We start from the raw sequence: 26,970 nt of genomic DNA on the forward strand, positions 1-26,970 counted from the left end.
AGGTAAGCAGATGTAGCAATGGTATCTGCCTGAGCAACGGCCACCATGAAGCGCACCCATGCAGCTTCTGGCATTGTTTTTGCTGCAAATGCAGGCCGGGCCAGCTACAGTGGCGCGGCGGCTTCCTCGCTTCAAACCAGGCCGCACCATCAACCCAAGGGAGGCAACACACTATGTTTTATGGACTCACGCCGCTGGGCGTCGTACACACCTTGATCAGCTTGGTGGCCGTGGCCACGGGCTTCTGGGCGCTGGCCCGCGACAAGCAGATCAGCCCCGCCACCCGGCTGGGCCAGGTCTACGTGCTGACCACGGTGATGACCTGCGTGACCGGCTTTGGCATCTTCCAGCATGGCGGCTTTGGCAAGCCGCATGTGCTGGGCATCGTCACGCTGGTGGCGCTGGCGCTGGCGGGGTGGGCTGGCCGGCCCGGCGCTTTGGGCACGGTGGGGCGCTATGTGGCCATGCTCAGCTATTCCATCACGTTGTTGTTCCACATGATCCCGGCCATCACCGAGACCAGCACCCGCCTGCCGCTGGGTCACCCGCTGCTGGCCAGCGCGGAAGACCCGGTGCTGGAAAAGGCAGCCGGCGTGCTGTTCCTGATCTTCATTGCGGGTGCCATTGCGCAGGTGCGCTGGCTGCGTAAGCAGACGGCGGCGGCCCCTGGCGCAGGCACGACAACCCAGGGCGCCAAAGCCTGACACCGCGCGACCAGCCGAGCCCAAAAAACCACGGCATGGGGCCTGCCCCAGCGTGATCCGCCCAAACTGTGCATGAGCTGGTGATTTTCACAGTATATTAGGGCGGATGGACACCCCAGACGCCGCCTTCACCGTGGCCGTGCGCACACTGTGCGAATTCACGGCCAAGCGGGGCGACCTGGACTTGCGCTTCACCCCCGTGCCCACGGCCATGCAGGGCATGGTGGGCCACCTGGAGGTGGCCAACCAGCGCGACAGCCGTCACTACGAGCGCGAGGTGTCGCTGACCGGCAGCTACCAGACCCTGCGCGTGCGCGGCCGCGCCGACGGCTACGACAGCCAGTTGAACCGGCTGGAAGAGATCAAGACCCACCGTGGCCGCCTGGAGCGCATGCCCGCCAACCACCGCGCGCTGCACTGGGCCCAGGCCAAGGTGTATGGCTGGCTGATGTGCCAGCAGCGCGAGAAGGCCGACATGCACATCGCGCTGGTGTATTACGACATCAGCCGCCGCACCGAGACGGTGCTGAGCGAGCACCACACCGCCGATGCGCTGCGCGACCACTTTGAAGCCCTGTGCCAGCGCTTCCTGGGCTGGGCGCAGCAGCAGCAGGCGCACCGCGCGGCGCGCGACGCACTGCTGGCCACACTGCGCTTTCCGCATGCCGACTTTCGCGCCGGCCAGCGCACCCTGGCCGAAAACGTCTACAAGGCCAACGTCGCCGGCCGCTGCCTGATGGCCCAGGCCCCCACCGGCATCGGCAAGACGGTGGGCACGCTGTTCCCGCTATTGAAGGCCACGCCGGGCCAGCAGCTGGACAAGCTGGTGTTCCTGACCGCCAAGACCACCGGCCGCCAGTTGGCGCTGGACGCGATGGAACAGCTGCGCGTGCCTGGCCCCGATGGCGGCCCCGGCGGCGAGCGCGTCGCCAATCCCCGCGTGCTGGAACTGGTGGCGCGCGACAAGGCCTGCGAGCACCCCGACAAGGCCTGCCACGGCGAATCCTGCCCGCTGGCCCAGGGCTTCTACGACCGCCTGCCGCAGGCGCGCGAGGCCGCTTTGAGCCTGAGCGCCTGGGACAAGCCCGCCATCCGCACATTGGCCGCGCAACACCGCGTGTGCCCTTATTACCTGACGCAAGACCTGCTGCGCTGGAGCGACGTGGTGGTGGGCGACTACAACCACTTCTTCGATGTGTCCGCACTGGTGCACGGCCTGGCGCTGGAAGACGGCTGGCGCATCAGCCTGCTGGTGGACGAGGCGCACAACCTGGTGGAGCGCGCCCGCAAGATGTACACCGCCGAGCTGGACCAGCGCGCGCTGCTGGCCACGGCGGCCGAGGCGCCCAAGTCGCTCAAAGGCGGCTTCACCCGCGTGCACCGTGCCTGGGAGGTGCTGGTGCGCGATCAGGAAGCCCCCTACCGGCTCTACCCCGAGCTGCCGGACAAGCTGCTGCAGGCCCTGCAAAAGCTGACCGGCGACATCGCCGACCACATGGCCGACCACCCCGAGGCCGACGAACCCACGCTGCTGGCCTTTTACTTCGACGCCCTGCACTTCCTGCGCCTGGCCGAGCTGCACGGCGCGCATGCGCTGTTTGACGTCACGCTGCACGAGGGCAACGGCCTGCAAGACAGCACCACACTGTGCCTGCGCAACGTGGTGCCCGCCCCCATGCTGGCCGCGCGCTGGCAGGCCGCGCATTCGGCCACGCTGTTTTCCGCCACGCTGAGCCCGGCGCAATACCAGCAGGACATGCTGGGCCTGCCCGCCAACACCGCGCAGGTGGACGTGGCCTCGCCGTTTGACGCCAGCCAGCTGCAGGTGCGCGTGGCGCGCCACATCTCCACCCGCTACGCCGACCGCGCGCACTCGCTGGCCGCGCTGGTGGAGCTGATGGCCACGCAATATGCCGCCCGCCCCGGCAACTACCTGGCCTTCTTCAGCAGCTATGACTATTTGCAGATGGCCGCCACGCAAATGCAAGCCTGCTACCCGCACACCCCCATCTGGCTGCAGGAGCGCAGCATGGGCGAGGCGCTGCGCGGCGAGTTTTTGCAGCGCTTCACGCACCACAGCCAGGGCATAGGCTTTGCCGTGCTGGGCGGCCCGTTTGCCGAAGGCATAGACCTGCCCGGCACGCGGCTGATCGGCGCCTTCATCGCCACGCTGGGCCTGCCGCAGGTGAACGCGGTCAACGAGCAGATCATGCAGTGCGTGCAGGCCAACCTGGGGCCTGGCCAGGGTTACGACTACACCTACCTGGTGCCGGGCCTGCACAAGGTGGTGCAGGCCGCCGGCCGCGTGATACGCACGCCGCAGGATCAGGGCGTGGTGTGGCTGATGGATGACCGCTTCCAGCGTGCCCAGGTGCGCGCCCTGCTGCCGGCATGGTGGCGGGTGGCGGTGGCGGGGGCCGGCCAGGCCGTGGAAGGTGCTGGCGAGGCGTTGCCGCGCTTGTAACTGTGCCAACCGGCTTTGGCAACAGGCTTTGCCGAACAACTCAGCTGCGGTAGAAACCGAAATACCAAACGGCGCCGGCAGTCAGATAAGTAAGGACGCCAATAATGGCAACGGCGTTTTCAGATGCAACCAACTTACCATCGCTGGTGCGCGCAAACCCGTGCCACGCAAAGTCCAGCGATCCCGCTGTGAATTCCGTGCGAATTAGCCCGATGGTCACGACCTTGAAAGCGCCTATCAGCAAGATATAAATCAAGCCTTCGCCAAGTGCTTCGGCAAGCAGATACAGCCCCAACGCCAACGGCAAAAGCAGCACGACGAGGACCACCATTCCTGTCGTACTCGCACTCAGTTCGTGCCTGAATACGAAGGCTCCCACGGCAGCAGCCAGCCATGCCGAAGCGAGCGAAATCCACAGGATGCGGCGTATTGTGGAGGACACGGGGATCTCGTTGATCAGTGTTTGTTTGACAACAATGCGACGCATTCCTCGCTGCCGACTTTCCGAGCAATGTCAAGCGCCGTGCCGCCAAAGCTGCTCTGCAGCGACAGATCAGCCCCCCGCGAAATGAGCAACGCCGCGATAGCAGCAAAGCTTCCTTCGACGGCGACATGAATCGGCGTTTCCGCAAAGTCGGCCTGCTCGTTGACATCCGCCCCGGCATCTAACACTAGTTGCACAACCTCGATGTTGCCGCTGCGGACTGCCTTGTGGAGCGTGGGTTCAAGTTGCCCATCACATTTCAGCGCAGCGCCTGCTTGCAGAAGGACTTTCATCGCTTCGGCCTTCCCGCCTGAAGCTGCGAGCGACAAAGCTGTTTCGCCAATCAAGCACACGGCATTGATATCTGCACCCAACTTCAAAAGGAAACGAACAGCATCCGTCGAAGGACCCAGCACCAACAAATGCAGCGCGGTTTCACCAAGTGACGAGCGTTCGCGAATCAGGCGCGGCTCTCGCGTCGCTACGGCCAAACCGGCATCTATCGAGTGCTCAAAGGCATCGACCAGCCCGACTACACCCTGGTCATCCATACGCCCTACTGGCTGAGCGTCGAGCAGCGCGCGGCGCTGGCCGCCTCGCACCCATCCGTGCAGACCGGCACGCTCTGGATGCTGATGGACGCGGCGCCGCCGGCTGACTTGGAGCAAAACACGTCGCCGTGCAAGTCCACCACGCAACTGCCGGCACCGCACACCGCCTTGCCATAGCGGTTGGTCAGGATGCCGCCATCCGGGGGTGAACACTTGATGGCGGGATTGTCCAGCTCACGCAGGCACAGGGTCTTGGGCGGTGGGCAGACGGTTTGCCCCGCCAGGTTGCGCATGCAATCGCGGCTTTGCGCCTCGGCGGGCTGCGTCAGCGCCATCCAAGTGCCGCCGGCAACCAACAATGCCGACAAGGCCACCATCCCCATGGACCGCAGTGACATGGTGGTGACAGACGCCGTTGGCTTAGAAGGTTCCATCGCGTTCCCCGTGTTGGATTGCAACATCAGTCAGCAATTTTAGCCAGCGGCGCGCTCACAGTCCGGCCAGCTGCGACTCCGTGCCCGGCAGGCGTTCAAACTCGATCACGTCAATCAGGTGGCGTCCTGTGTGCTCTTCGCGGTGCTTGCGGGTGATGCGAATCAAGCCATCCGCCTGCAGCGCGTCGGCGTAAGCCTCCACCACCTGAAAATCTTCCAGCGCGGACATGCCGGGCACGCCCGGCTGGAAAACCCCGACGCCGCCGGGCCGCGTTTTCTCAAAGTTTCGTCTCGCTCTGTCCAGCATGCTGTTCTCCGCTTACCCATTCCATGTGCCGCAGAACGGAGGCTAAGCCCAAAGCCGCTGCTGTCTAGAATTTTTACATTTGTTGCATCGCGGCGCTTTACCGACGGCGCAAGCCACGCTAGGCCACCAACGATGCGAATCCTGTAGACCCTGCCGTGCGACCGGCAGCAGCCGCACTTCGCAGTCGATCTGACGTCCTTCCGTTCAACGGACGCGGTTGTTGTCCTTCACGCTGGTGTTGTCGTCGGTGGCAGGCGGGCGTTCGGCATTCGGCTTCTGGTCGCGGCCGGAGTCGGATTTGGCGGGCTTGGCCGGGGTGTCCTTCCCCCGGCCGACATCGACGTCATCGGCGTAGATCTGGCGCCCGCCGGTCTGGCGCTCGTTTTGCTTTTGTTGCTCGTCGTGGTTGATCTTTGGGGTGGTCATGACCGGCTCCTCATTCAGACGCTGTCTTGGTGGACTTGGTGGACTTGGTGGATTTGCGCGCCTTGCCGCTGCTGGCTGTAGCGCGCGCCGGCACCTTGCCGCCGGCCGCCCGGGCCTCGCTCAAGCCAATCGCGATGGCTTGCTTGCGGCTGGTCACCGTCTTGCCGGAACCGCCGCTCTTCAATTCGCCGCGCTTGGCTTCGTGCAGTGCGCGCTCGACTTTTTCTGAAGCCTTAGGCCCGTATTTCGTCGCCATGGTGTCCTCCTTGGGTGCAGTTGCCATTGAGTGAGCATGGTGCACCGCCACACACGCCATGTCTGTCGGCAAGCACACGCATGGCCTGTAAGACAGCGCCGCATCTCAGCGGTGAAGCGCCCATTTCGTCCGCCTTGGGGGTATGCTGGGATAACAAACAAATCAGGGGGCAACTCAGCGCAAGAGAGGTTGAGACATGGCAACTGGCCGTGCAACCGGTTGGAGATCTGCTTGGCGGATGTGTTGGCGCTGTTTCATCCGCGCCGGCCTGGTTGGCGCGCCCCTGTTCTGCGCGGGCGTGTCTGCCTGGGGCCAGCGCACACCGGCGCCGCCCACAACGCCGCCCTTGCTGACCCTGGTGGCCGCGCCCTACCCGCCGTTGATCGTCAAAGGCGATCTGCCCGACACGTTTGCCGGCCCGCTGGCCGAGCGCATTGTCGAGGTGGTGCAGCAGGCGGGCTTTGCCACGCGCGCGGGCTTTTACCCGCTGCCACGCGCGCTGGAGGTGGCCAAGGCGACGGACGACACCTGCCTGCTGCTGGTGACGCGCACGCCCGAGCGCGCGCCACTGTACCAGTGGGTGGGGCCGATCTTCTACCGCAAGCTGGTGCTGTACACGGCGCCGGGCAGCACGCTGGAGCTGAAGTCGCTGGCCGATGCGCGCGGCTTGCGGGTGGGCGCGGAACTGGGCAATGCGGTGATTGGCTACCTGAAGGCAGAAGGCGTGGAGCCCGAGCTGGCCCCCACCCCCGAGAACAACGCGCGCAAGCTGCTGGCCGGCCGCATCGACGTCTGGGCCAACATGGACCTGATCGCCAAGGTCACCCTGCAGACGCACAAGCTGCCCGAGCTGCGCGCGGCCTATGCCTTTGCCAACTGGGAAGGGCACATGGCCTGCAACCTGAAGCTGGACGCCCGGCGCGTGGCCCGGCTGCAAGCGGCCATCGCCGAGGCGCGTGGCCGGGGGGTGTTCAAAGTGTTTGAGGAATGAGCGCGCAGCCGCTCAGACCACCTGCACCATCACCCCGGCGTCCTCCAGCAACTGGCCCAGGCCCGCAGGCGGCGGGGCGTCGGTGAAGAGCGAATTGATGCGCGAGACGTGGGCCACTTCCACCATCGCCCGCCGTTCGAACTTGCTGGCGTCGGCCACCACCCAGACCTGGCGCGAGTGCGCGATGGCGGCTTCCGTCACCTTGACCTCGCGGTAGTCGAAGTCGCGCATCGACCCATCGGGCTCGATGCCTGCCACGCCGATGATGACGGTGTCAAAGCGGAACTGCTTGACGAAATCCACCGCCGCCTCGCCCACGATGGCGTGGTCGCGCGCGCGCACAAAGCCGCCGCACATGTGCACCTCCACCTCGGGGTTGGCGCTCAGCACCTGGGCGATGGTCATGTCGTTGGTGACCACCCGCAGGCCCTTGTGGTCGCGCAGCTCGCGCGCCACCGCACAGGTGGTGGTGCCCACGGTGAGCATCAGCGAGCTGTCGTTGGGGATGCACGCCGCCACGGCGCGGCCAATGCGCGCCTTGGCTTGCGCGTTCAGCGTTTCACGTTGCTGGTAGGTGATGTTGGCGGCGGTCGCGCTGGCCCGCACGCCACCATGGAAGCGCATCAGCTGCCCGCTCAGCGCGAGTTGCTGCACATCGCGGCGCACCGTCTGCACGGACACCTGCAGCTCTGCGGCCAGGTCTTCCAGCGACACATGGCCCTGCGACTTCGCCAGTTGGATCAGCTTTTCCTGCCTGGGGTTCATGGGACGGCCACTGGGTGAGTTGGCCAGAATTGTATGCCGCGTCATGGGGGCTCAGCTGCCTCAGCTGCGTGGTGCGGCATATTGGCGTGCCAGCGCCTGGAACTCGGCCAGGCGCTGCGGCGCCGTGGTTTCAGAGGCCAGCACCTGCGCCACCGCCTCGGCGCTGTCCCATGCGGCTTGCGCGTCCAGGAACAGCAGGCGCGAGCGGCGGGCCAGCACGTCTTCCACCGTGCGCGCAAACTCGTACCGCGCTGCAAAGCGCACCATGGCTTCGGTCAGCCCGGGCGCGATCTCGCGCCCGGCGCCCGGCAGGCTGCCCACCCGCTTGGCTTCGCTGCCATACGAGTGCAAGCCGGGCAGGTCCCGGATGGAGCCGCCTGGCCCCCCACCCTCACCGCCCACCAGCCGTGTGGTGGCCGTCAGACAGGGGCCGCGGCGTGGCAACAGGCCGGCCTCAACGCACTGGTCCAGCACGTCTTGCGCCATGGAGCGGTAGGTCGTCCACTTGCCGCCGGTCACGCTGACCAGGCCGTCCGGCCGCATCAGCACCGTGTGCTCGCGGCTGATGGATTTGGTCTCCTGCGGGTTGCCGGTGTCGGGCGGGCTCACCAGCGGGCGCAGGCCCACCCACGTGCTCAGGATGTCCGCACGCTGGGGCGGCACGGCAAAGAAGCCGGCGCATTCGCGCAGCAGGTAGTCGATCTCGCCGGGCAGAGGCTCGGGTTCGTCCAGCACCTGGTCGCGCTGGGTGTCCGTGGTGCCGACAATCGTCTTGCCCAGCCAGGGGATGGCAAACAGCACCCGCCCGTCGCTGGTCTTGGGCCAGAAGATCGCGGAGTCGGTGGGCAGCAGCGCGCGCGCGAAGCTCAGGTGGACGCCCTGGCTGGGGGCCACCAGCGGCTTCTGTGTGGCAGTCCCCCCGGCTGGACCGGCCGTGCCAGGGGTTCCCGCGGCACGCAGCAAGCGGTCGACCCACACACCGGTGGCATTGATCACGCAGCGGCCGCGCACCACACAGGCCTGCCCGGTTTCGCGGTCCCGCACCTGCACGCCGGCCAGCCGCTGGCCGTCGCCGACCAGGCCGGTCACCTCGCAGTGGTTGGCCAGCACGGCGCCATGGCGCTGCGCCGTGCGCGCAATGGCCACGGCCAGCCGCGCGTCGTCAAACTGGCCGTCCCAGTAGGTCACGCCGCCACACAGCCCCTGGGGCTTCACCGTCGGCAGGCGCTCGCGCACGCTGCGGGGGCCCAGCCAGTGCGTGGCGCCAATGCCCGCGCCGCGCGCCATCAGGTCATAGGCCTTCAGCCCCATGCCGTAGAAAGGCAGATGCCAGAGCTTGAAGGCCGGCATGACGAAGGACAGCGGCTGCGCGATGTGCGGCGCGTTGGCCAGCAGGTTGGCGCGCTCATGCAGGGCTTCGTAGACCAGGCCGAAATCACCCTGCGCCAGGTAACGCACACCGCCATGCACCAGCTTGGTGGAGCGGGACGACGTGCCTTGCGCGAAGTCACCGCGCTCCACCAGCGCCACGCGGTGGCCGCGCAGTGCGGCGTCCAGCGCAATGCCCAGGCCGGTGGCGCCGCCGCCGACCACCACCACGTCAAAGGTTTCGCCGGAAAGGGCCCGCAGCACGGCCAGCCGCTGGTTGTCAGGGCTCTCGGCGTTGTCGCTTGTCATGTGCCTTGCTGGCCCCCGGCGCCACGCAGCGCCAGCAGCTGCGCCACCAGTTCCGCAAACCCCGCGCCGCTGTGCCCCTGCGTCACGTAGGCCGGCATGGCTGCCATGCGGCCGGCGAAGTCCCGCACATTGGCCACCCCCACCGAGAAGGGGAAGTGCGCGAACATCGGCGCGTCGTTGGGCGAGTCGCCCGCATACATGACGTGAGCACGTTCAGCGTCCAGGTCCAGGCCGTACAACGTGCGCATCAGCGTGCGGGTGGTGGACAGCTTGTCGTGCTTGCCGAACCAGCCGTTGACATGGATGGAGCTGACCTTGGCCGTCATGCCGGCGGCCTCCATGATGCGCACGATCTCGTCCACCGCCGCATCGCCCAGGCGCGGCACGTCTTCGCAGAAGTCAATGGCCAGGTCGTACAACCTGCAAAACTGGTCCGACGCCAGCGCACAGCCCGGCACGCCGGCCAGCACCGCCTGCGTCACCGCGTCAATGCGCGCACGGTTCTGCGTGAAACCGTCGCCCTGCAGCGAGTGGTGCGCGCGCAGCTTGCGCGCCGCGTGGTCATAGCTGAACCAGGCGGCGCCGTTTTCCACCACCACCGCGTCCACCGGCCACATGCGCGCGATGTGGTCGCACCAGCCGGCCGGGCGGCCGGTGGTGACGATCACACGCAGGCCAGCATCCTTCAGCCGGCCCAGCGCGGCGTAGGCGGGGGGCGTGAGCGCGCCCTCGGTGGTGATGGTGTCGTCCACATCGGTGATGAAGGTGTGGATGGCCGCAGCCTGCGCCGCACCCAGTTCGGAAATCGGAATCACAGCCCCTCCCATTCCACATACACCGGCTGGTGGTCCGACAGCTGCGTGGCCCCATCCACCGCGATGCGCTTGGCCCGGCCCACGATGTCGCGCGTGGCAAACACATGGTCGCAGGCGATGGGGGTCTTCACATAGGTGTTGTCAAAGCAGCCGAAGGTGGGCGGCCGTGCGCTGCCGGGGTGCACCTCGGTCTGCACGTCGCAAAAGTCATGCGGGGCGCCGCCCTGCATCAGCGCCTGGTACTCGGCGCTTTCGGCCACGAAGTTGAAGTCCCCGCACAAAATGGTGCTGGCCGTGCGCGGCCGGGGCTGGTAGGTGCCGAGGAAGGCGCGGCTGGCATCCAAGTCCACCAGCGCCATGTTCTCGCGGTGGATGGCCAGCAGGCGGTGCACCTGCGCCGCCTGCTGCGCGGCCGAGTAGTACTCCAGGTGCGTGGTCATCACCGTCACCGGGCCGTGCGGGGCCTGCAGCAGCGCGCTCACCGCGCTGCGCCGCGCACTGGGCGTTCGCGGCTCGTGCGCCAGCGGCAGCAGGTGGCGCTCCACCGCCAGCGCCGGCAGCCGAGTGGCCAGCAGGTTGCCAAAGGCGGCGCGCGGCGTGCCCAACCAAAGGGGGCCTTCCGGCCCGCTGGCAGACAGCCGGTAGTCAATGCCCGGCGCATAGAACACCTCATACCCAGGCAGCAGCGCCGCCACAGCGGCCACCTGGTCGCCGGTCTCACCGCCGCCCAGGCCGGGGAAGTGCACCGCCACCTCCTGCAGGCACAGCACATCGAAATCACACAGGCCGCGCGCATGGGCGATGACGCGCGGCACATCCACCACGCCGTCCACACCCCTGAACCATTGCACGTTCCACGTCAGCAGCTTCATCCCGCGCCCCTACTTCAGCCCCGCGCGCATGAAGCTCTGCACGAACTGGCGCTGGAACAGCAAGAAGCCCACCAGCAGCGGTGCCGACGTCATCAGCGTGGCGGCGGTGATGATGGACCAGTCCACTCCCTGGTCGCTGCTGGAGAACACCTGCAGGCCCACCGTCAGCGGCCGCGTCTCCACCGAGTTGGTGATGATCAGCGGCCACAGGAAGTTGTTCCAGTGGTGACTGGTGGACACCAGCGCGTAGGCCAGGTACACCGGCTTGGCCAGCGGCACATACACCTTCCACAGGATCTGCAGGGCCGAGGCGCCTTCCACCCGCGCTGCCTCGTCCAGTTCCTTGGGCACTGTCTTGAAGGTCTGGCGGATCAAAAAGATGCCGAACGCCGACGCAAAGTACGGCAAGCCGATGGCAAAGATGGTGTCGCGCAGGCCCAGCGTGTTCATGGTGGTGTAGTTCTCGACGATCAGCACGTCGGGCATCACCATCAATTGCAGCAGCACCAGCAAAAAGACGAAGTCCTTGCCGCGGAACTCGAAGCGCGCAAAACCATAGGCCGCCAGCGTGCCCAGCACCAGCTGCGCCGCCAGCACCATGGCCACCAGCATGGTGGTGTTGGCGAAGTAGCGGGCAAACGGCGCGGCGGCCCAGGCGTCGCGGAAGTTCTGCAGCGTCAGCGGCGCCGTCAGGTCAAACCGCGTGGCGTTGGCCGAGGGGTGGAAGGCCGTCCACACCGCGTAGACCAGCGGCAGTATCCACAGCAGGCCCAGCAGCCAGGCGGCCACCGTCTCCAGCAGCGGCAGCGCGCGGCCACGCTCTCCAGAGGTCTGGCTCATTGGTAGTGCGCCCTTTTGTCCAGGTAGGTGAACTTCACCAGTGCGATGGTGCCCAGAGCCACCAGCACCACCACCGTCAGCGCGGCGGCATAGGCGCTGTCCCAGAAGCTGAAACCCACCTGGTAGATGTAGTACAGCAGCAGCGAGCTGGCGTTGTCCGGCCCGCCCTTGGTCATGACGATGATGTGGTCCACCAGCCGCACCGCGTTGATCAGCGCGTTCACCAGCACGAAGATGGTGGTGGGCATCAGCAGCGGGAACAGCACGCGCCAGAAATACTGCCAGCGCGAGGCGCCTTCCAGCGCCGCGGCTTCGGCCAGGCTGGGCGACATCTGCTGCAGCGCGGCGAGATAAAAGATCATGAAGAAACCGGCCTCTTTCCAGATGGCGACGACGATCATCGCTCCCAGCGCCGTGTCCTTGCTGCCCAGCCAATTGGGCGAGGTGATGCCAAACGGCGAAAGCACCTGCGCCACCAGCCCGTATTGAGGCGTGTAGAAAAACAGCCAGATGTTGGCCACCGCAATCATGGGTAACACCGTGGGGGTGAAATACGCCAGCCGCACGAAACCCTTGCCCGGCAGCTTGGCGTTGACGAACAGCGCCATCACAATCGCCAGCGCGATGGACGCTGGCACCGTGACCAGCGCGAACCAGACGTTGTTGCGCAGAGAGGCCCAGAACACCGGGTCCTCCACCATGGTCTGGTAGTTGCTGGCGCCGACAAACGCCGAGGGCCTGATCTCCGTGGCGTTGCTGTGCAGGCTGTGCCACAGCGTCGCCACCGCGGGGTAGTGCGTGAAGGCGATCAGCAGCACCAGGGCGGGGAGGACGAGTGCCCACCCCTGCCATTGGCTCTGCTGACCGTTCTTCTGGCTCATCAGGCGCCCCCGGTTCACTGGAAGGGCTTGAGGATGCGGGTCGCTTCGGCTTGCGCTTCCTTCAGCGCCTGGGCCGGCGGCTTGGCGCCGGTCAGCGCGGCCTGGATGGCGTCGTTCAGCGCCTTGGTCACACGCTGGTTCTCGTGCGTGGAGAGTTCAGCCACCGCATGCTGCAGTTGGTCACGCGCCACCATGGAGGCGGGCACGTCCGTGGCGTACTTCTTCATCTCCGGCGTTTCCCACGATGCGGGCGACACGCCCACATAGCCAGTGGCCACGCTCCAGGTTGCGGCGCGCTGCGGCTGCGTCAGGAACTTGGCGAACTTCACCGCCGCCGCCATCTGCTCGGGCGTGTTCTTCTTGAAGAAGTAGATGTTGCCGCCGCCGGTGGGGCTGCCCTGGCGCTTCTTGGCCGGCAGCACGCCCACACCGAAGGGGAACGTGGCGTTGGTGCGCAGGTTGGTCAGGTTGCCAGTGCTGGTCCAGATGATGGCGGCCTTCTTCTCCAGGAAGTCCTTGGGCGTGGTGCCCCACTCCACCACGCCGGTGGGGTGCACCTTGTGCTTGGTCGACAGGTCCACCCAGTACTGCAGCGCTTCCACCACGGCCGGCTCGTCAAACGCCGTCTTGTTGCCTTCGACGTTCATCAGCGTGGCGCCGTTGGCGGTGGCCAGGCCCTGGAACAGCCAGTAGGGGAAGCCCGTGGCCGGAATCTTCACGCCCCACTGCGTCACGTTGCCGTTGGCGTCCGTCTTGGTGAGCTTCTTGCTCATCTCCACCAGCTGGTCCCAGTTGGCCGGGCCCTTCTCGGGGTCCAGCCCGGCTTCCTTGAACAGCTCCTTGTTCCAGAACTGCACGATGGTGGAGCGCTGGAAGGGCACGCCCCAGACCTTGCCTGGCGTCTGGCTGTTGAGCATGAAGGCGGGGTAGAAGCTGCCCAGCCACTTCTTGTCTTCGGCCGTGGTGGCCAGCTCCGACACCGTGGCGATGGCGCCCTGGTCGATCAGCGTGAACATGTCGGTGGACAGCAGCACCGCCATGGTGGGCGGCTGGCCGCTCTTGGCCGCCGTCAGCGCCTTGACCAGGCTTTCCTGGTAGGTGCCGGCGTACACCGGCTTGACCTTGATGGTCGGGTTCTCGGCCTCGAAGTCGGCCGCGAACTGGTCGATCACCTTGCCCAGCGGGCCACCCACGGCGATCGGGTAGTAGAAGCTGATCTCGGTCGTCTTCTGCGCCCAGGCCGACACCCCCAGCAGGGACAGGGCCGCCGCCGCGACGGTGGCCTTCAAGAAATTGCGTTTCATCGGTCTCTTCCTTTCGTTGTTTGGAAAATCCAGCTCACTCAAAAAAACCATCCGCCAGAACATCAGGCAACACGCCGGCCGCTGATGCTGTCAAAGCGGTGCTCGTGCTGCGCGTCCCAGCCCAGGCGCATGCGGGTGCCCGGCGCCGGCTGCAGCCGGCCCGGCAGCTTGGCGACAATGCGCCAGGGTGCCGCAGCGTTGTCCGTTGCCCCCACCTCGCAAGCCACCAGCGTGTCCGAGCCCAGGTACTCGTTGCTCACCACCGCGCCTTCCACGCCGCCGGCCTCTACCACGCGCACATGCTCCGGGCGCACGCCGCGCAGGTAGGGCGCGCCTTCGCGCTCGGCAAACAGGTTGGTCGGCGGCGTGCCGATGAAGGTGGCGGCAAAGGTCGTCGCCGGGCGGTTGTACAAATCTTCCGGCGTGCCGTCCTGCTCGATCTGGCCGGCACGCATCAATATGACCTGGTCGGCCATGCTCATGGCCTCGGTCTGGTCATGCGTGACGTAGACCATGGTCACGCCCAGCTTGCGCTGCAGCTCGCGGATGTCGCGCCGCATCTCCTGGCGCAGCTTGGCGTCCAGGTTGGACAGCGGCTCGTCCATCAGGCACACCGGCGTCTCGGCGATGATGGCGCGCGCCAGCGCCACCCGCTGCTGCTGCCCGCCCGAGAGTTGCCCGGGCCGGCGGTCCTGCAGGCCGTTGAGCGACAGCATGTCCAGCACGCGGGCCAGGCGCTTGTCGTAGTCGGCGGCCGGCTCCTTGCGCACCTTCAGGCCGAACAGGATGTTGTCGCGCACGTTCATGTGCGGAAACAGCGCGTACGACTGGAACACCATCGACAGCTTGCGCTCCGACGGGCTGGCGTGCGTCACGTCGCGCCCGCCGATGGCGATGCGGCCGCTGCTGGGCGCATCCAGCCCGGCCAGCATGCGCAGCGTGGTCGACTTGCCGCAGCCCGACGGGCCCAGCAGCACGGCAAAGCTGCCCGCCTTGACCTGGAAGCTGATGCCGTTGACCACCGTGGTGGTGTCCCAGGTCTTGGTGAGCTTGTCGAGGACGATGTCTGTCATAAGGGGGTGATGCTGTAGCTGACGACCTGGTTGCGCGAGGCCCAGGCCTTGTTGAGCTGCTCAAAGCCGCCCTTGACGTTGGTGCGTATCGTCATGTCGTAGCGCACCGTGCGTTCCTTGTGGTCGCACTTGCAGCTGATCTGGTGCACGTCAAACTTCATGGACTTCAGGAAGGATTTCAGCGACGCCTCGTCCTCCCCGCTCTCCAGCGGCACCATCACGCTGTGCAGCGCGTAGGCGTAATACGGCAACACGCTCTCCAGCCGGCGAAACACCGCCAACACGCACAGCGTGGCCATGGTGACGACGACGAGTGGAAAGTAAAAGCCGATGCCCGCCAGCAGCCCCAGCGCCGAGGTGATCCAGATCGACGCCGCCGTGGTGAGGCCGCGCACCGCGGCCCCCTCCTTGATGATGAGCCCCGCGCCCAGGAAGCCGATGCCCGTCATCACCCCCTGCGCCATGCGCGTGGGGTCGACCCGCACCATGTCCGGCCCGCCGTGAAACCACTGCGCCTGGTACACCGTGACCAGCATCAGCATGGCCGACGCCAGGCACACCAGCGAATGCGTGCGCAGCCCCGCCGGCCGACCGTGAAAACTGCGCTCAAGACCAATGGCCGCACCGGCTGCCAGTGCCGCGAACAGCCGCGCCACGATCTCCAGCCGGTCCCCATACAACAAGTGCTCCCGAACGAATTCCCAGACTTCGTGCACACGCCCCTCCGCCGAATACGAACAAAATCGAACAATTAAGAGCGCGATTTTGTTTCGTTTCTGGTCGATAAGTATCGGTATTTTCCCTATTTGGGTGGTTTGTGCGCATGAGCGCCACCATAGTGGGGTTATGTGGAGCCTGTGTGACAGCGTGCGAGGGGCAGGCAGGAACGGGCGGGTTCAGCCCAGCCAACCGGGCTGCGCCGAGCACCAAGACGCCTGTTCTACGGGCGATGCGAAGGAGATGCCAGTGCCCTGTGCAGGCCACTCAGGATGGCCCGGGCAAGATCTGATGTCGACCAAGTGCTGACGCTTGGCGCTTCTTTGATCAGGTGCCTGGTCCTTGCTATGACGGACGCCCAATGCCGGAACCGGCTTGCAGTACCTGGCGGGAGCTGCAGCATGCACCGCAATCACTACAGAACCGCTAACTTTACATTCCAAAAGCCCTACCCTATATTTGCGCCTGCAAAGTTCGGAAATTGAACCATCAACATGCGCGGCCTACGTGCTTGAGCGCGGCAGCAACGGCAGGGAGCGGCCATGGCGAATATCAACGGCACCGGCGGCAACGACGTCCTCACGGGTACCGAGAGTGGCGACAACTTCAATGGGCTTGACGGCAACGACAGCCTCAGCGGGCTGGGTGGCGATGACTTCCTGAATGGCGGCGCCGGCAACGATACGATAGATGGCGGGGCTGGAAGCACGGACAGGGTGATCTACAGTAGCGCAACCACGGGCGTGGTGGTGGACTTGGCGGCGGGTACAGCCAGCGATGGCCAAGGTGGAACAGACACACTAAACAACGTTGAGGCCGTCAGAGACACTGCGTTCAACGATTTCATCAGAGGCAATGCCAGCAGCAACCTGTTTGAGGTGGGGGCCGGCAACGATACGATAGACGGCGGTGCGGGCTCGGACGCAGTGGCGTACTTCCAGTCCACGTCAGGCATCAACATTGACCTTATCGCGGGCACAGCCACGGGTGCCGGCATAGGCACCGACACGCTGTTATCGATTGAAAGCGTCAACGGATCCTATTACGACGATGTCATACGCTTGCCTGATGTAGCCGGTGCCTACGCCTTCCCCCAGGCCGGCAACGACTATGTCATCGGCGGCGCGGGCGACAACACGTTGTACAGCAGCAGCGGCAACGACACCCTGGACGGCGGTGGCGGCAGCGACTACGTGTCATATGAGCCCAACGCCGTCGCCTTCGACAACCCAGGCACCGTATTCATCACCGGCCAAGGTGTGCTCGTTGACCTGGCCACCGGCAAGGCCACCGACAACTTTGGGCACAGCGACACGCTGATCAGCATCGAGAAGGTACGCGGCTCCTCCTACAACGATCTGCTGAGCGGCGACAACAACAGCAATATCCTTTGGGGTCTGGGCGGCAACGACAGCCTGGACGGTGGTGCTGGCAATGACAACGCCTTCTTCAACGGCCCGCGCGCCGACTACACCGTGGTGTATTCCGCCACCACCGCAAGCTTCACCATCATCGACAACGTGGCTGGCCGCGACGGCACGGACCAGGTCCGCAATGTGGAGAGCTTCAGCTTCTCGGATGGCACTCGCAGCGCGGCGCAATTGCAGGCCAGCGCCGTGCCGGACACCGTTGTGCCGCTGCTGCTGGGCATTACCCCCCTGAACGGCACAGTGGCGGTTTCGCCGTCTGCCGACATCCAGATCAGTTTCAATGAAGCCATAGCCCTTGGCAGTGGCAGCGTGGTGTTGAAGGACGCTGACGGCAACGTCGTCGCCACCTTCACCGCCGCCAACACGGCCAACCTGCTGGTCAGCGGCGGCACATTGACCATCCATTTCACCACGCCGCTGGCCACCAGCACCAGCTACACGCTGGAATTGGGTGCCAACAGTGTCAAGGACCTGGCCGGCAACGCCTTTGCCGGTTACCTGGGCTACGGCTTCACCACGGCCGGCACCGGCCTGACGCTGGTGGGCACCGCCGCAAGCCCCAGCGTCAGCGGTGGCGCCGGCGACGACACCCTGATCGCCGGCCCCGGCGATGCCACGCTGGACGGCGGCGCCGGCAACGACGTGCTGAAGGGAAGCAACGGCAGTGACCTGCTGCTGGGCGGCACCGGCAGCGACATCTTGATCAGCGGCAGCGGCGCCGACACCATGCAGGGTGGCGATGGCGCGGACCTGTATTACGTCAATGACGCCGGCGATCTGGTCACCGAAACCGCCACCAACAGCGCCCAACAACCCGCCCCCGGCGGCGGCCCGCAAGGCGACCTGGGCCGTTCGGTAGACAAGGTGATTGCCAGCATCAACTACACGCTGACCAACTTTGTTGAAAACCTGGCGCTGGCCGCCGCCGCCGGCAACCTCAAGGCCACCGGCAATGCACAAAACAACATCCTCACCGGCAACGAAGGCAACAACGAGTTGATTGGCAACGATGGCGACGACACGCTGATCGGCGGTGCAGGTGCGGACAGCATGTACGGCGGCAACGGCTCCGACACCTACTACGTGGACGACGCCACCGACCAGGTGCAGGAGGTGGCGGTAGACACCACCGAAACCCTTCCTGGTGCGGCCAATGGCAAGAGCATAGACAAGGTGATTGCCAGCATCAACTTCACGCTGGGCAACTTCGTGGAGAACCTGTCCCTGGCCGCTGCAGCCGGCAGGCTCAGCGGCACCGGCAATGACTTGAACAATGTGCTGACGGGCAATGAGAGTAACAACGTACTGAAAGGCGCAGGCGGTACCGACAGCATCGACGGCGGTGCCGGTGCGGACACGGCACAGTACACCGGAGCTCGCAGCGACTACACGCTGACGCTGGGCGGCACCCTCACAGTGGCCGACAAGCGCAGCACCGCCGGCAACGACGGCACCGACAGCTTGACCAGCATAGAGCGGCTGCAGTTCAGCGACCAGCGTCTGGCGCTTGACATGGGCGCCACGCAAGCCGCTGGCAAGACCGTGCTGATGATGGCCGTGGCCACCAGCCTGGGCCCGGCATTTGTGGGTAGCCAGTTGTATGCGGGGTTATTCCTGGGTTATTTCGACACCGGAGCCAGCTTGCTGGATGGGGCCAACCTGCTGGTCAGCTCCGGCATCGTTGCCGCCTTTGCCGGCGGCAACGACAACGCCAGCCTGGTCAAGATGGTCTACAACAACGTCAACGGACATGCCCCTGATGCAGCCACCCTGGCCAGCTTGGTGGCGCCGCTGAACGCGGGCACCCTCACGCAAGGGCAGTGGATGGCGGATATGGCGGAATCAACCGCCAACCAGACGCATGTGAATCTGGTCGGGTATGCGGGGACAGGGCTGCAGTACACGGTTTAGTGGTATCTCCGGGAGGACGCGCGAGGCACTATCCTGGACAGCTGCTTTGGCACCTTGCAGACGGCGGCAAAGGTCAGCTTCCGGGCAAGCCAACTGACCCAACCCCTTGACGTTGCTGACCCGTATCCCCAGCCCCGCCAACCAAATGCCGCGCGGATACTGACCAGCGATCACCTGCGCAACCAGCCCAGCCCGCTGGAGGTTCCCGCCGTCACGGCACCCAGCCGGGGCCGGTATTCACACCCCACCCAGCCATTCCAGCGGCAGGCCGTGCTGACCTCGTCGATGACGTCAAACAGGTAGTTGTAGTTCAACTCTCCCACCGACGGTTCATGCCGCTCGGGCACACCCGCGATCTGAAAATGCCCGACCCGGCCGGTGGGCAGGTACTGCCGGATCTTGGTCGCCACGTCGCCTTCGACGATCTGGCAGTGGTACAGGTCAAACTGCACCTTCAGGTTGGCAGCGCCAACCTCTTGCACCAGCGCGTGCGCGGTGTCTTGCCGGTTCAGGTAGTAGCCCGGCACGTCCCGGGTGTTGATGGGCTCGATCAGCACATCGCGTCCGCTGGCTGCAGCCTGCGCGGCGGCCCAGGCCAGGTTGGCCAGGTAGGTTGCCCGCAAAGCGGCCGGCTCAATGCCCTGTGGCGCCTTGCCCGCCATCACATGGATGCGCGGGCAGTCCAGCACTTGCGCGTAGTCCAGCGCGCGCAGCAAGCCATCGCGAAATTCCGCCTCTCTGCTGGGCAGGCAGGCCATGCCGCGCTCCCCGGCGTCCCAGTCGCCTGGCGGCGCATTGAACAGCACCTGCTGCAGACCCGCGTCTCGCAGGCGCAGGGCCAGTTCCCTGGCGTCGTGCACATAGGGGAAGAGGAACTCAACGGCCTTGAAGCCATCTTTCGCCGCGGCGGCGAAGCGGTCCAGGAAGTCGTGCTCGTTGTAGAGCATGCTCAGGTTGGCGGCGAAACGTGGCATAGGCTACCAATGCGCTCCAAAGTGCAGGCGCAGCTCGTCCAGCTGCGCGTCCGTCAGGGGGTTTGGGCGCGCCAGCAGGTACAGGCGCGCGGTTTCTTCCAGCTCTTCCAGCACGGCGCTGGCCTGTGCCGGGGTTTGGTGCCACACCGTGGGCCCCAGGCGCTCCAGCATCACGGCGCGAATGGGCACCCCTGCGTCACGCGCGGCCATGATGCGCTCAGCCACCCGGGCCGCCACTGCCGGGTCGCCGGGCCGGTGGTAGGGGATCAGGGGCACATGGCCCACCTTCATCACAAAATAGGGCGTGATGGGAGGCAGGATGTCGTCCTGCGACCACACGCCGGCCAGGGTCAGCGCCACCAGATGGGTGGCATGGGTGTGGATCACGCAGCGGGCTTGCGGATCGGCGGCGTAAATGTGTCGGTGCAAGGCCAGCGTCTTCGAGGCCGGGTCGCCGCCGGTCTGCTGGCCGTCCGCGTTCACCGCCGCCAGTTTCGCCGGGTCCAGCTGGCCCAGGCAGGCGTCTCTGGGGGTGATGAGGTAACCGTCGTCGGTGCGCACGCTGATGTTGCCCGCCGTGGCATGCACATAGCCGCGCGCGAACAGCGAGGCACCCACGCGGCAGATTTCGTCACGCAGTGCACTGCTCATGCCGCCTCGCTCAACATCTTGAAAGCCTTGGTGAAGAAATCCACTGTGCCGAAATTACCAGACTTCAGCGCCACATGCAGGGTCTGCCCGGGCCATTGCGCCGGCTGCACGGCAGTCCATGGCACGCCAGGGTCGATCTGCGGGCCAATGGCCATGCGCTGCACGCCCAGCGCCTGCACCACGGCGCCCGAGGTTTCTCCGCCGGCCACCACCAGCTGGCGCACACCCAGGTCCACCAAGCCGGTGGCGATGCTGGAGAGTGCATGCTCCACCAACTCGCCGGCACGCGCCACGCCCAGGCGCGCCTGCACGGCCTGCACCGCCGCCGGCTCGGCCGTGGCATAGACCAGCACCGGCCCCTGCGGCAGCAACGGCTTGGCCCAGGCCAGCGCCTGGGCGACCACGCCCGCCCCTTCGGCAAGGGCCAGCGGATCCACCGCAAAGGCCGGGCGGCCCTGCTGCCTGAAGTGGGCCACCTGGGCGTTGGTGGCCTGCGAGCAACTGCCGGACACCACGGCACACCAGCCGGTTGGGGCCGGCAGCCTGGCGGCCTGGCGAGCGTCGGCCACTGCGGCGGCTGGCCAGTTCTGCGGCAAGCCAATGGCCACGCCTGAGCCGGCGGTGACCAGGGGCATGCCTGCCAGTGCCGTACCCAGCTCCATCAGGTCCGCATTGGCAATGGCGTCCACCACCGCCACGCCAACACCCTGGGCCTGCAGCGCCGCAAAGCGCTCGGCGATGGCGGCTGCGCCCTGGCGCACCACGTCGTGGGCCACCAGGCCGACACGGCGCTGGGTCTGCGCCTGCATCACGCGCACCAGGTTGGCATCCGTCATGGGGGTGAGCGGGTGCTGGCGCATGCCGCTGTCGCTCAACAGCACGTCGCCAACGAACAGGTGGCCTTTGAACACGGTGCGCTGGTTTTCCGGAAACGCCGGGCACACGATGGTGAAGCCCTGGCCGGGGCCGTGCAGCGCATCCAGCAGTGCATCGGTCACCGGGCCGATGTTGCCCTGGGGCGTGGAATCGAATGTGGAGCAGTATTTGAAATAGACCTGCTCCACCCCTTGCGCCTGCAACCAGCGCAGCGCGGCCAGCGATTGCGCCACCGCCTGGGCTGCTGGCACGGTGCGCGTCTTCAGGGCCACCACGATGGCTTCCGCCGCCACCCGCGCGTGCGCATCCGCCGGCACGCCTATGGTCTGCACGGTGCGCAGGCCGTTGCGCACCAGGTTGTTCGCCAGGTCGGTGGCGCCGGTAAAGTCGTCGGCAATGCAACCCAGCACGGGGTGTGTCGTCATCTGGCAAGCAACGGGGTGACTACGGTTTGTGCTGCGTGGGCAGCGTGATGCCGGGGAAGATCTTGATCACCGCGGCGTCATCCTCCCGCCCATGCCCGGCGGTGGACGCCTGCATGAACATCTGGTGCGCCGTGGCCGACAGGGGCAAGGGGAATTTGCTCGCGCGCGCGGTGTCCAGCACCAGGCCCAGGTCCTTGACGAAGATGTCCACCGCCGACAGCGGCGTGTAGTCGCCCGCCAGCACGTGGGCCATGCGGTTCTCGAACATCCAGCTGTTGCCGGCACTGTGCGTGATGACTTCATAAATGGCGTTGGCGTCCACCCCCTCGCGCAGGCCCAGCGCCATGGCTTCGGCCGCGGCGGCAATGTGCACGCCGGCCAGCAGCTGGTTGATGATCTTCACCTTGCTGCCGGCGCCGGCCTTGTCGCCCAGCCGGTACACCTTGGCGGCCATGGCGTCCAGCGCCCCGCCCACCTTGGCATAGGCGGCGGCGGTGCCCGCCGTCATCATCGTCATCTGCGCTGAAGCCGCCTTGGCGGCCCCGCCAGAGATGGGCGCGTCCAGGTACAGGATGCCCTGCCCGGCCAAGCGCGCTTCCAGGGCGATGGACCAATTGGGGTCCACCGTGGAGCACATCACAAACACGCTGCCCGGGTTCAGCGTGGACGCGGCGCCATCGCTGCCAAACAACACGGACTCGGTTTGCGCCGCGTTGACCACCACGCTGACGACCACCTCACAGTGCGCAGCCACTTCGGCCGGCGTGGCGCAGGCCACCCCACCGCCCTCGGCCACAAAGGCCTGCGCCGCCTCGGGCCGCACGTCGCAGACATGCACGGCGTAACCAGCCCGGCGCAGCGAGCCCGCCATGCCCTTGCCCATCGCGCCCAGGCCTATGAGTCCGATCTTCTGTGTCATGTCCAATCCCGATAGAGACTGTCTTTATCAGGGTTGGCACCCAGAAAGTCAATTCGTACTGTACCCTGATGCGGCCGAACGGCAAGCGGTCAATCCACCCGCGTGTAGTTCAGCGACAAGTCCTCATCCCAAGCCCCGCCGTTTCGCGACATCTGCCCCACGCCCTGCATGGTGCGGCCGTCTTCTGCCAGGGTGAGGGTGTAGCGCTGCGACAGCTCCAGCGAATTGCGCCACCAGCGCAGCACGCGGGGCTGCAGCTCGGCCTCGTAGCGGCGGGCCACCGTGCGCTCGTCGAAATAGAGCATGGTCAGCGGCTGCGCCTGGTCGTCACTGCCGAAGATGGCGATGCCGCTGGGGATTTGCGGCTCGTCAATCTCGCTGCGCATCACCACGAAGGCGCCGCCCTCGTGCCAGTTGAACACGGTGCGGCCATGAAACGTCACACCCGGCACCAGGGGGTGGTGCCCCGTGGTGGCCCAGGTGCCGAGCAAGGGCTTGAACGCTGCCAGCCCGGGGTTGCGGATGAGCGCCTCGCGCGCAATGGATGCTGCCATGGTGCCACTGTGCGCCTGTGGCGCGGCGCCGTACATCGGCGCGCGAGGGGTTGCGGCGTAGGAGCAGGCCCACGCCACTTGGTGCCCTAGCGTACCGACGCGCGGCGCCAATGCCCCTAACCTGCCAGCACTACAACCCCACAAGGAGAACAACCATGGGAACCATTATTTTGATCGTGCTGATCTTGCTGCTGATAGGCGCCATCCCCGCCTGGCCGCACAGCCGAGGCTGGGGCTACTACCCCAGCGGTGGCTTGGGCCTGGTGGTGCTGATACTGCTGATCCTGGTATTCACCGGCAGGCTCTAACGCCTGAGCGTGCCTGTGATGGACACCCTGCTGGCGATTGACTGGGCAGGGATGTTCGTGCCGCGCGTGTCGCTGCTGGAAATCTTCCTGCGCGGCACCGCCATCTATTTTTTGCTGCTGGTGCTGTTTCGCATCTTCAAGCGGCAGGCGGGGTCGCTGGGCTTGTCGGACCTGCTGGTGGTCGTGCTGATTGCCGACGCCTCGCAAAATGCCATGTCGGCCGAATACAAGACGCTGACCGAGGGCGCGGTGCTGATCGGCACGCTGGTGCTGTGGGACAACCTGCTGGATTGGCTGGGCTACCACTTCCCGGCGATGGAGCGGCTGCTGAGCGCGCCGCCGGTGCCGCTGGTGAAGGACGGCAAGGTGAACCGCCGCAACATGCGCCAGGAGCTGATCAGCCAGGACGAGCTGATGGGCCAGTTGCGCCAACATGGCATCGAAGATCTGAGCGAAGTGCACCTGGCCTGCATGGAGGGCGATGGGCAGGTGTCTGTCGTCCGCGCCGGCAAGGGCACGCACGCGGCGCAGACCTACACGAGTTAGTGGACACCGGCGACAGATTTTCACGAAGGGCCGGTGCACCATGCACGCATGCACCCGTTTTACGAACCCATCCCAGTGCCCGAGGCCACCGAGGGCAACAGCGAGTCAGACTGGGCACTTTGGGAGGATGCGGTTGCAGCGCAAGACAGCAGGCTGCAAGCCCATGCAAGTGCCCTTTCTGAGTCGGCAGAGATGTCGGTCGAATTCGATCGCACGATGTTGAACCAACGCCGGAAATAGCTGCCGCTTGACACCGGTTTTCGCTTCCCCTACAATAATACATCGCATACGATTTAAACGTATTCGATTTAAATGGCGTTTACCACTTTCTCAACCCACCCAACCTGAAGGATTCACCATGAGCAAGCTCACCAAAGTACTGTTGACCGGCAAGACCCACACCACCGTGCACGGTGGCGCCCGCGCGGGCCACCACGACAAGGTGGACATGACGCTGTCGGCCGTCAAGGGCACGGCACCGCAGCACGTGTTCACCAACGTAGCCGCCCACCCCACTGCCGAGCAGCTGTTTGCCGGCGCCTGGTCGGCCTGCTACACCGGCGCACTGGACCTGGCCGCCCAGGCGCAAAAGGTGCAGCTGCCCGCCGACCTGTCGGTGGACATCGAGGTCGACCTGGCCATGAGCGGCACCGACTACCTGTTGCAAGCCCGCCTGACCGTGCGCGCCCCCGGCCTGCCGCGCGACGTCGCCCTGGCGGTGGCGCACGCGGCCGACGACACCTGCCCCTATTCGAAGGCCGTGCGCGGCAACATCGACGTGGTGCTGACGGTGCTGACCGACTGAGCCCAGTAACCCCTTTTGTTGCCGGCATTCATCGTATGCGATACCATCGGCATCGATGAATGACCGGTCAACCCTTGAAAGGACATGACCATGACTGCCTTCAACATCCCTTATGTGCCCATCAGCTGCGCCTTCCACGACGTGCTGGAGCACCTGGCCATGCGCCGCCAGCCGGTGCAGCTGCGCTTTCGCGCGGCCGACGGCAGCGTGCAGCAGCGCACCGCCCGCATAGACGACCTGTACAGCCAGCGCGGCGAGGAATACCTGCGCACCGACGGCGGCGACACGCTGCGGCTGGACCGCCTGCTGCAAGCCGATGGCGTGCGGCTGGCCGACTACCAGGCCGACGCCTGCGCGATCTGAACCTGTTCACCACCACCACCTGCCATGAGCCAACCCTCCCGCACCCCAGCCCGCGCCCCAGACGCGCTGCTGTCCGATTACCTGTGCTTCGCCGTCTACTCCACCAACCTGGCGTTCGGCAAGGCCTACAAGCCCATGCTGGACGAGCTGGGGCTGACGTACACGCAATACATCACCGTCATTGCGCTGTGGGAGCAAGACGACCAGACCGTGGGCGGGTTGGGGGAGAAGCTGTTCCTGGAATCGAACACGCTGACACCGATCCTGAAAAAGCTCGAAGCCATGGGCTATGTGGAGCGCCAGCGCGACCCGCTGGATGAGCGCCAGGTGCGCGTGCGCCTGACCAAACCTGGCCGCGCGCTGCGCGACAAGGCGCGCACGGTGACCAGCGGGCTGGTGGCGGCCACCGGCTTGGGGCCGCAAGAGTTTGCCCGGCTGCAGCAAGACGTTGCCGCCTTGCGCGACAGCCTGATACGCTTCACCCAAGCAACCCAAGCCACCCCGGAGGGGCCATGACATGGACACCGCGCTGACCGTGCTGCCGCCCGCGCAGGAAGAGCAACGCCTGCAGGCGCTGCACCGCTACCTGGTGCTGGACACGCCGGAGGACGAGGCCTTCGACCTGCTGACCGAGGCCGCCGCCGAAATCTGCCACGCCCCCTTTGCCACCGTGTCACTGGTGGACCGCGACCGCGTGTGGGTCAAGGCTGGCCTGGGGCTGCCGCGCGGCGACATGCCCCGCGCGCAGGCCTGCTGCTCCGTCACCGTGGTGACGGGCGATTACCTGGAAATCCCCGATCTGGCGCAAGACGCGCGCACCATCGGCCTGACGCGCATACGCCAGGACCTGGGCGCGCAGATGTATGCCGGCGCCAGCCTGGTCACCTCCGACGGCCAGCGCATAGGCACGCTGTGCGTGATGGACACCCAGCCACGCAGCTTGAGCGAACGCCAGCGCCGCATATTGACCGGGCTGGCGCACCAGGTGATGTCGCTGATCGAGCTGCGCGCCCACCAGCGGCTGCTGAAAGAGGCACTGGAAAAAGCCGAATACCTGGCCGCCACCGACGTGCTGACCGGCCTGCTGAACCGCCGCGCCCTCTTCGAGCGGCTGGACAACGAGGCGGCCAAGTGCCGCCGCTACGGCACACCGCTCTCCCTGGTGTTGCTGGACCTGGATCACTTCAAGCACATCAACGACACGCTGGGCCACCCCGCCGGCGACGCCGTGCTGAATAACGTGGGCAAGCTGGTGGCCAGCACCATACGCGCGGTGGACATTGCCGGCCGCTATGGCGGTGAAGAAATCTGCGTGCTGCTGCCGCAAACCGGCCCCGAGGGCGCCATGCAGTTTGCCGAGCACCTGCGCCAGAAGCTGGCGGCGCTGAACCACGCGTTGAACCGCGCGCCAACGGACGACATGAGTGGCGACACGGGTGGCGACGCCGCTGCCGAGCCGCTGATCGTCACCGCCAGCCTGGGCGTGGCCAGCGCCCCCACCACCGGCTGCGAACCCGCCGAATTGCTGAAGGCGGCCGACGAGGCGTTGTATGCGTCCAAAAAGGCGGGGCGCAACCGCGTCACGGCGGTGCACCTGGGTCCCTGATGCAGCACAATGCGGCCCTGTAACTGCACACAGGAGACAGC

The 26,970-nt window shown here is 66.0% G+C and carries 30 protein-coding genes; 10 read left to right on the forward strand and 20 right to left on the reverse strand.

What is annotated here, in order from left to right:
- The first annotated feature begins 173 nt into the window (after positions 1–173).
- Positions 174–704 (forward strand): DUF2306 domain-containing protein, encoded by a 531-nt coding sequence (locus tag AC1DX2_RS23090; protein WP_477198773.1) that lies wholly within the window; start codon positions 174–176, stop codon positions 702–704.
- 106 nt (positions 705–810) lie between these two features.
- Positions 811–3,168 carry an ATP-dependent DNA helicase gene (locus AC1DX2_RS23095; RefSeq protein WP_477198774.1) on the forward strand — a complete coding sequence of 786 codons (2,358 nt, stop codon included), beginning with the start codon at positions 811–813 and terminating at the stop codon, positions 3,166–3,168.
- A gap of 40 nt (positions 3,169–3,208) precedes the next feature.
- Here AC1DX2_RS23095 and AC1DX2_RS23100 read toward each other — a convergent pair whose 3' ends face one another.
- The 6 genes from AC1DX2_RS23100 to AC1DX2_RS23125 form a co-directional block, all read right to left on the reverse strand.
- Entirely contained in the window at positions 3,209–3,655 is a 447-nt protein-coding gene (locus tag AC1DX2_RS23100; protein ID WP_477198775.1) for a hypothetical protein, read from the reverse strand.
- The gene (locus AC1DX2_RS23105) at positions 3,625–4,203 is read right to left on the reverse strand and encodes an ankyrin repeat domain-containing protein (RefSeq protein ID WP_477198776.1); all 579 of its coding nucleotides are present in this window, start codon (positions 4,201–4,203) and stop codon (positions 3,625–3,627) included. Before AC1DX2_RS23105 ends, AC1DX2_RS23100 begins: the two co-directional genes overlap by 31 nt.
- Before the next feature lie 5 nt (positions 4,204–4,208).
- A complete protein-coding gene (locus AC1DX2_RS23110; RefSeq protein ID WP_477198777.1) occupies positions 4,209–4,601 on the reverse strand; it encodes a hypothetical protein in 393 nt (130 codons plus the stop codon).
- Between the two features lie 91 nt (positions 4,602–4,692).
- On the reverse strand, positions 4,693–4,944 hold the full coding sequence (locus AC1DX2_RS23115) for a hypothetical protein (protein ID WP_477198778.1): 252 nt from the start codon (positions 4,942–4,944) through the stop codon (positions 4,693–4,695).
- 204 nt (positions 4,945–5,148) lie between these two features.
- A complete protein-coding gene (locus AC1DX2_RS23120) occupies positions 5,149–5,370 on the reverse strand; it encodes a hypothetical protein (protein ID WP_477198779.1) in 222 nt (73 codons plus the stop codon).
- 10 nt (positions 5,371–5,380) lie between these two features.
- Entirely contained in the window at positions 5,381–5,626 is a 246-nt protein-coding gene (locus tag AC1DX2_RS23125; RefSeq protein ID WP_477198780.1) for a DUF6496 domain-containing protein, read from the reverse strand.
- Between the two features lie 346 nt (positions 5,627–5,972).
- Between AC1DX2_RS23125 and AC1DX2_RS23130 the strand changes: the two genes are divergently transcribed.
- Positions 5,973–6,617, forward strand: a complete 645-nt coding sequence (locus tag AC1DX2_RS23130; RefSeq protein ID WP_477198781.1) for a substrate-binding periplasmic protein — start codon at positions 5,973–5,975, stop codon at positions 6,615–6,617.
- Between the two features lie 12 nt (positions 6,618–6,629).
- Here the strand turns inward: AC1DX2_RS23130 and AC1DX2_RS23135 are convergent, their stop codons facing one another.
- The 9 genes from AC1DX2_RS23135 to AC1DX2_RS23175 all read right to left on the reverse strand — a co-directional run bounded on the left by AC1DX2_RS23135 (position 6,630) and on the right by AC1DX2_RS23175 (position 15,560).
- A complete protein-coding gene (locus tag AC1DX2_RS23135) occupies positions 6,630–7,382 on the reverse strand; it encodes a DeoR/GlpR family DNA-binding transcription regulator (RefSeq protein ID WP_477198782.1) in 753 nt (250 codons plus the stop codon).
- Between the two features lie 60 nt (positions 7,383–7,442).
- Positions 7,443–9,059, reverse strand: coding sequence for a glycerol-3-phosphate dehydrogenase/oxidase (locus AC1DX2_RS23140; protein WP_477198783.1), 1,617 nt, complete (start codon positions 9,057–9,059; stop codon positions 7,443–7,445).
- Positions 9,056–9,874 carry an HAD-IIB family hydrolase gene (locus AC1DX2_RS23145; protein ID WP_477198784.1) on the reverse strand — a complete coding sequence of 273 codons (819 nt, stop codon included), beginning with the start codon at positions 9,872–9,874 and terminating at the stop codon, positions 9,056–9,058. The genes AC1DX2_RS23140 and AC1DX2_RS23145 overlap by 4 nt, the downstream gene beginning before the upstream one ends.
- Entirely contained in the window at positions 9,871–10,746 is an 876-nt protein-coding gene (locus AC1DX2_RS23150; protein ID WP_477198785.1) for an endonuclease/exonuclease/phosphatase family protein, read from the reverse strand. The genes AC1DX2_RS23145 and AC1DX2_RS23150 overlap by 4 nt, the downstream gene beginning before the upstream one ends.
- Positions 10,747–10,755: 9 nt before the next feature.
- Positions 10,756–11,586 carry a carbohydrate ABC transporter permease gene (locus tag AC1DX2_RS23155; RefSeq protein WP_477198786.1) on the reverse strand — a complete coding sequence of 277 codons (831 nt, stop codon included), beginning with the start codon at positions 11,584–11,586 and terminating at the stop codon, positions 10,756–10,758.
- Positions 11,583–12,467 (reverse strand): carbohydrate ABC transporter permease, encoded by an 885-nt coding sequence (locus tag AC1DX2_RS23160; RefSeq protein ID WP_477198787.1) that lies wholly within the window; start codon positions 12,465–12,467, stop codon positions 11,583–11,585. The genes AC1DX2_RS23155 and AC1DX2_RS23160 overlap by 4 nt, the downstream gene beginning before the upstream one ends.
- Before the next feature lie 14 nt (positions 12,468–12,481).
- Positions 12,482–13,771 carry an ABC transporter substrate-binding protein gene (locus AC1DX2_RS23165; protein ID WP_477198788.1) on the reverse strand — a complete coding sequence of 430 codons (1,290 nt, stop codon included), beginning with the start codon at positions 13,769–13,771 and terminating at the stop codon, positions 12,482–12,484.
- Between the two features lie 62 nt (positions 13,772–13,833).
- Positions 13,834–14,844, reverse strand: coding sequence for an ABC transporter ATP-binding protein (locus tag AC1DX2_RS23170; protein WP_477198789.1), 1,011 nt, complete (start codon positions 14,842–14,844; stop codon positions 13,834–13,836).
- Entirely contained in the window at positions 14,841–15,560 is a 720-nt protein-coding gene (locus AC1DX2_RS23175; protein ID WP_477198790.1) for an MgtC/SapB family protein, read from the reverse strand. The genes AC1DX2_RS23170 and AC1DX2_RS23175 overlap by 4 nt, the downstream gene beginning before the upstream one ends.
- A gap of 543 nt (positions 15,561–16,103) precedes the next feature.
- Between AC1DX2_RS23175 and AC1DX2_RS23180 the strand changes: the two genes are divergently transcribed.
- The gene (locus AC1DX2_RS23180) at positions 16,104–18,902 is read left to right on the forward strand and encodes a beta strand repeat-containing protein (protein ID WP_477198791.1); all 2,799 of its coding nucleotides are present in this window, start codon (positions 16,104–16,106) and stop codon (positions 18,900–18,902) included.
- A gap of 170 nt (positions 18,903–19,072) precedes the next feature.
- Here the strand turns inward: AC1DX2_RS23180 and otnI are convergent, their stop codons facing one another.
- The 5 genes from otnI to AC1DX2_RS23205 form a co-directional block, all read right to left on the reverse strand.
- Entirely contained in the window at positions 19,073–19,876 is an 804-nt protein-coding gene (otnI, locus tag AC1DX2_RS23185) for a 2-oxo-tetronate isomerase (protein WP_477198792.1), read from the reverse strand.
- Between the two features lie 3 nt (positions 19,877–19,879).
- Positions 19,880–20,527, reverse strand: a complete 648-nt coding sequence (locus AC1DX2_RS23190) for a class II aldolase/adducin family protein (RefSeq protein WP_477198793.1) — start codon at positions 20,525–20,527, stop codon at positions 19,880–19,882.
- Positions 20,524–21,828, reverse strand: a complete 1,305-nt coding sequence (otnK, locus tag AC1DX2_RS23195; protein ID WP_477198794.1) for a 3-oxo-tetronate kinase — start codon at positions 21,826–21,828, stop codon at positions 20,524–20,526. The genes AC1DX2_RS23190 and otnK overlap by 4 nt, the downstream gene beginning before the upstream one ends.
- 19 nt (positions 21,829–21,847) lie before the next feature.
- Positions 21,848–22,747 carry an L-threonate dehydrogenase gene (ltnD, locus tag AC1DX2_RS23200; RefSeq protein WP_477198795.1) on the reverse strand — a complete coding sequence of 300 codons (900 nt, stop codon included), beginning with the start codon at positions 22,745–22,747 and terminating at the stop codon, positions 21,848–21,850.
- 89 nt (positions 22,748–22,836) lie between these two features.
- Entirely contained in the window at positions 22,837–23,301 is a 465-nt protein-coding gene (locus tag AC1DX2_RS23205) for a hypothetical protein (RefSeq protein ID WP_477198796.1), read from the reverse strand.
- A 155-nt stretch (positions 23,302–23,456) separates the two neighbouring features.
- Between AC1DX2_RS23205 and AC1DX2_RS23210 the strand changes: the two genes are divergently transcribed.
- The 6 genes from AC1DX2_RS23210 (at position 23,457) to AC1DX2_RS23235 (ending at position 26,929) form a co-directional block, all read left to right on the forward strand.
- On the forward strand, positions 23,457–23,609 hold the full coding sequence (locus AC1DX2_RS23210) for a DUF3309 family protein (protein WP_477198797.1): 153 nt from the start codon (positions 23,457–23,459) through the stop codon (positions 23,607–23,609).
- 18 nt (positions 23,610–23,627) lie between these two features.
- Positions 23,628–24,155, forward strand: coding sequence for a DUF421 domain-containing protein (locus AC1DX2_RS23215; RefSeq protein ID WP_477198798.1), 528 nt, complete (start codon positions 23,628–23,630; stop codon positions 24,153–24,155).
- A 358-nt stretch (positions 24,156–24,513) separates the two neighbouring features.
- Complete coding sequence (locus AC1DX2_RS23220; protein ID WP_477198799.1) at positions 24,514–24,960, forward strand: Ohr family peroxiredoxin; 447 nt, start codon at positions 24,514–24,516, stop codon at positions 24,958–24,960.
- A gap of 90 nt (positions 24,961–25,050) precedes the next feature.
- Positions 25,051–25,323 carry a hypothetical protein gene (locus tag AC1DX2_RS23225; protein WP_477198800.1) on the forward strand — a complete coding sequence of 91 codons (273 nt, stop codon included), beginning with the start codon at positions 25,051–25,053 and terminating at the stop codon, positions 25,321–25,323.
- Positions 25,324–25,347: 24 nt separating this feature from the next.
- Positions 25,348–25,839 (forward strand): MarR family winged helix-turn-helix transcriptional regulator, encoded by a 492-nt coding sequence (locus tag AC1DX2_RS23230; protein ID WP_477198801.1) that lies wholly within the window; start codon positions 25,348–25,350, stop codon positions 25,837–25,839.
- A 1-nt stretch (position 25,840) separates the two neighbouring features.
- Entirely contained in the window at positions 25,841–26,929 is a 1,089-nt protein-coding gene (locus tag AC1DX2_RS23235) for a GGDEF domain-containing protein (protein ID WP_477198802.1), read from the forward strand.
- Positions 26,930–26,970 lie beyond the last annotated feature (41 nt).

Source organism: Hylemonella sp. P2_B10 (genome assembly GCF_056404875.1).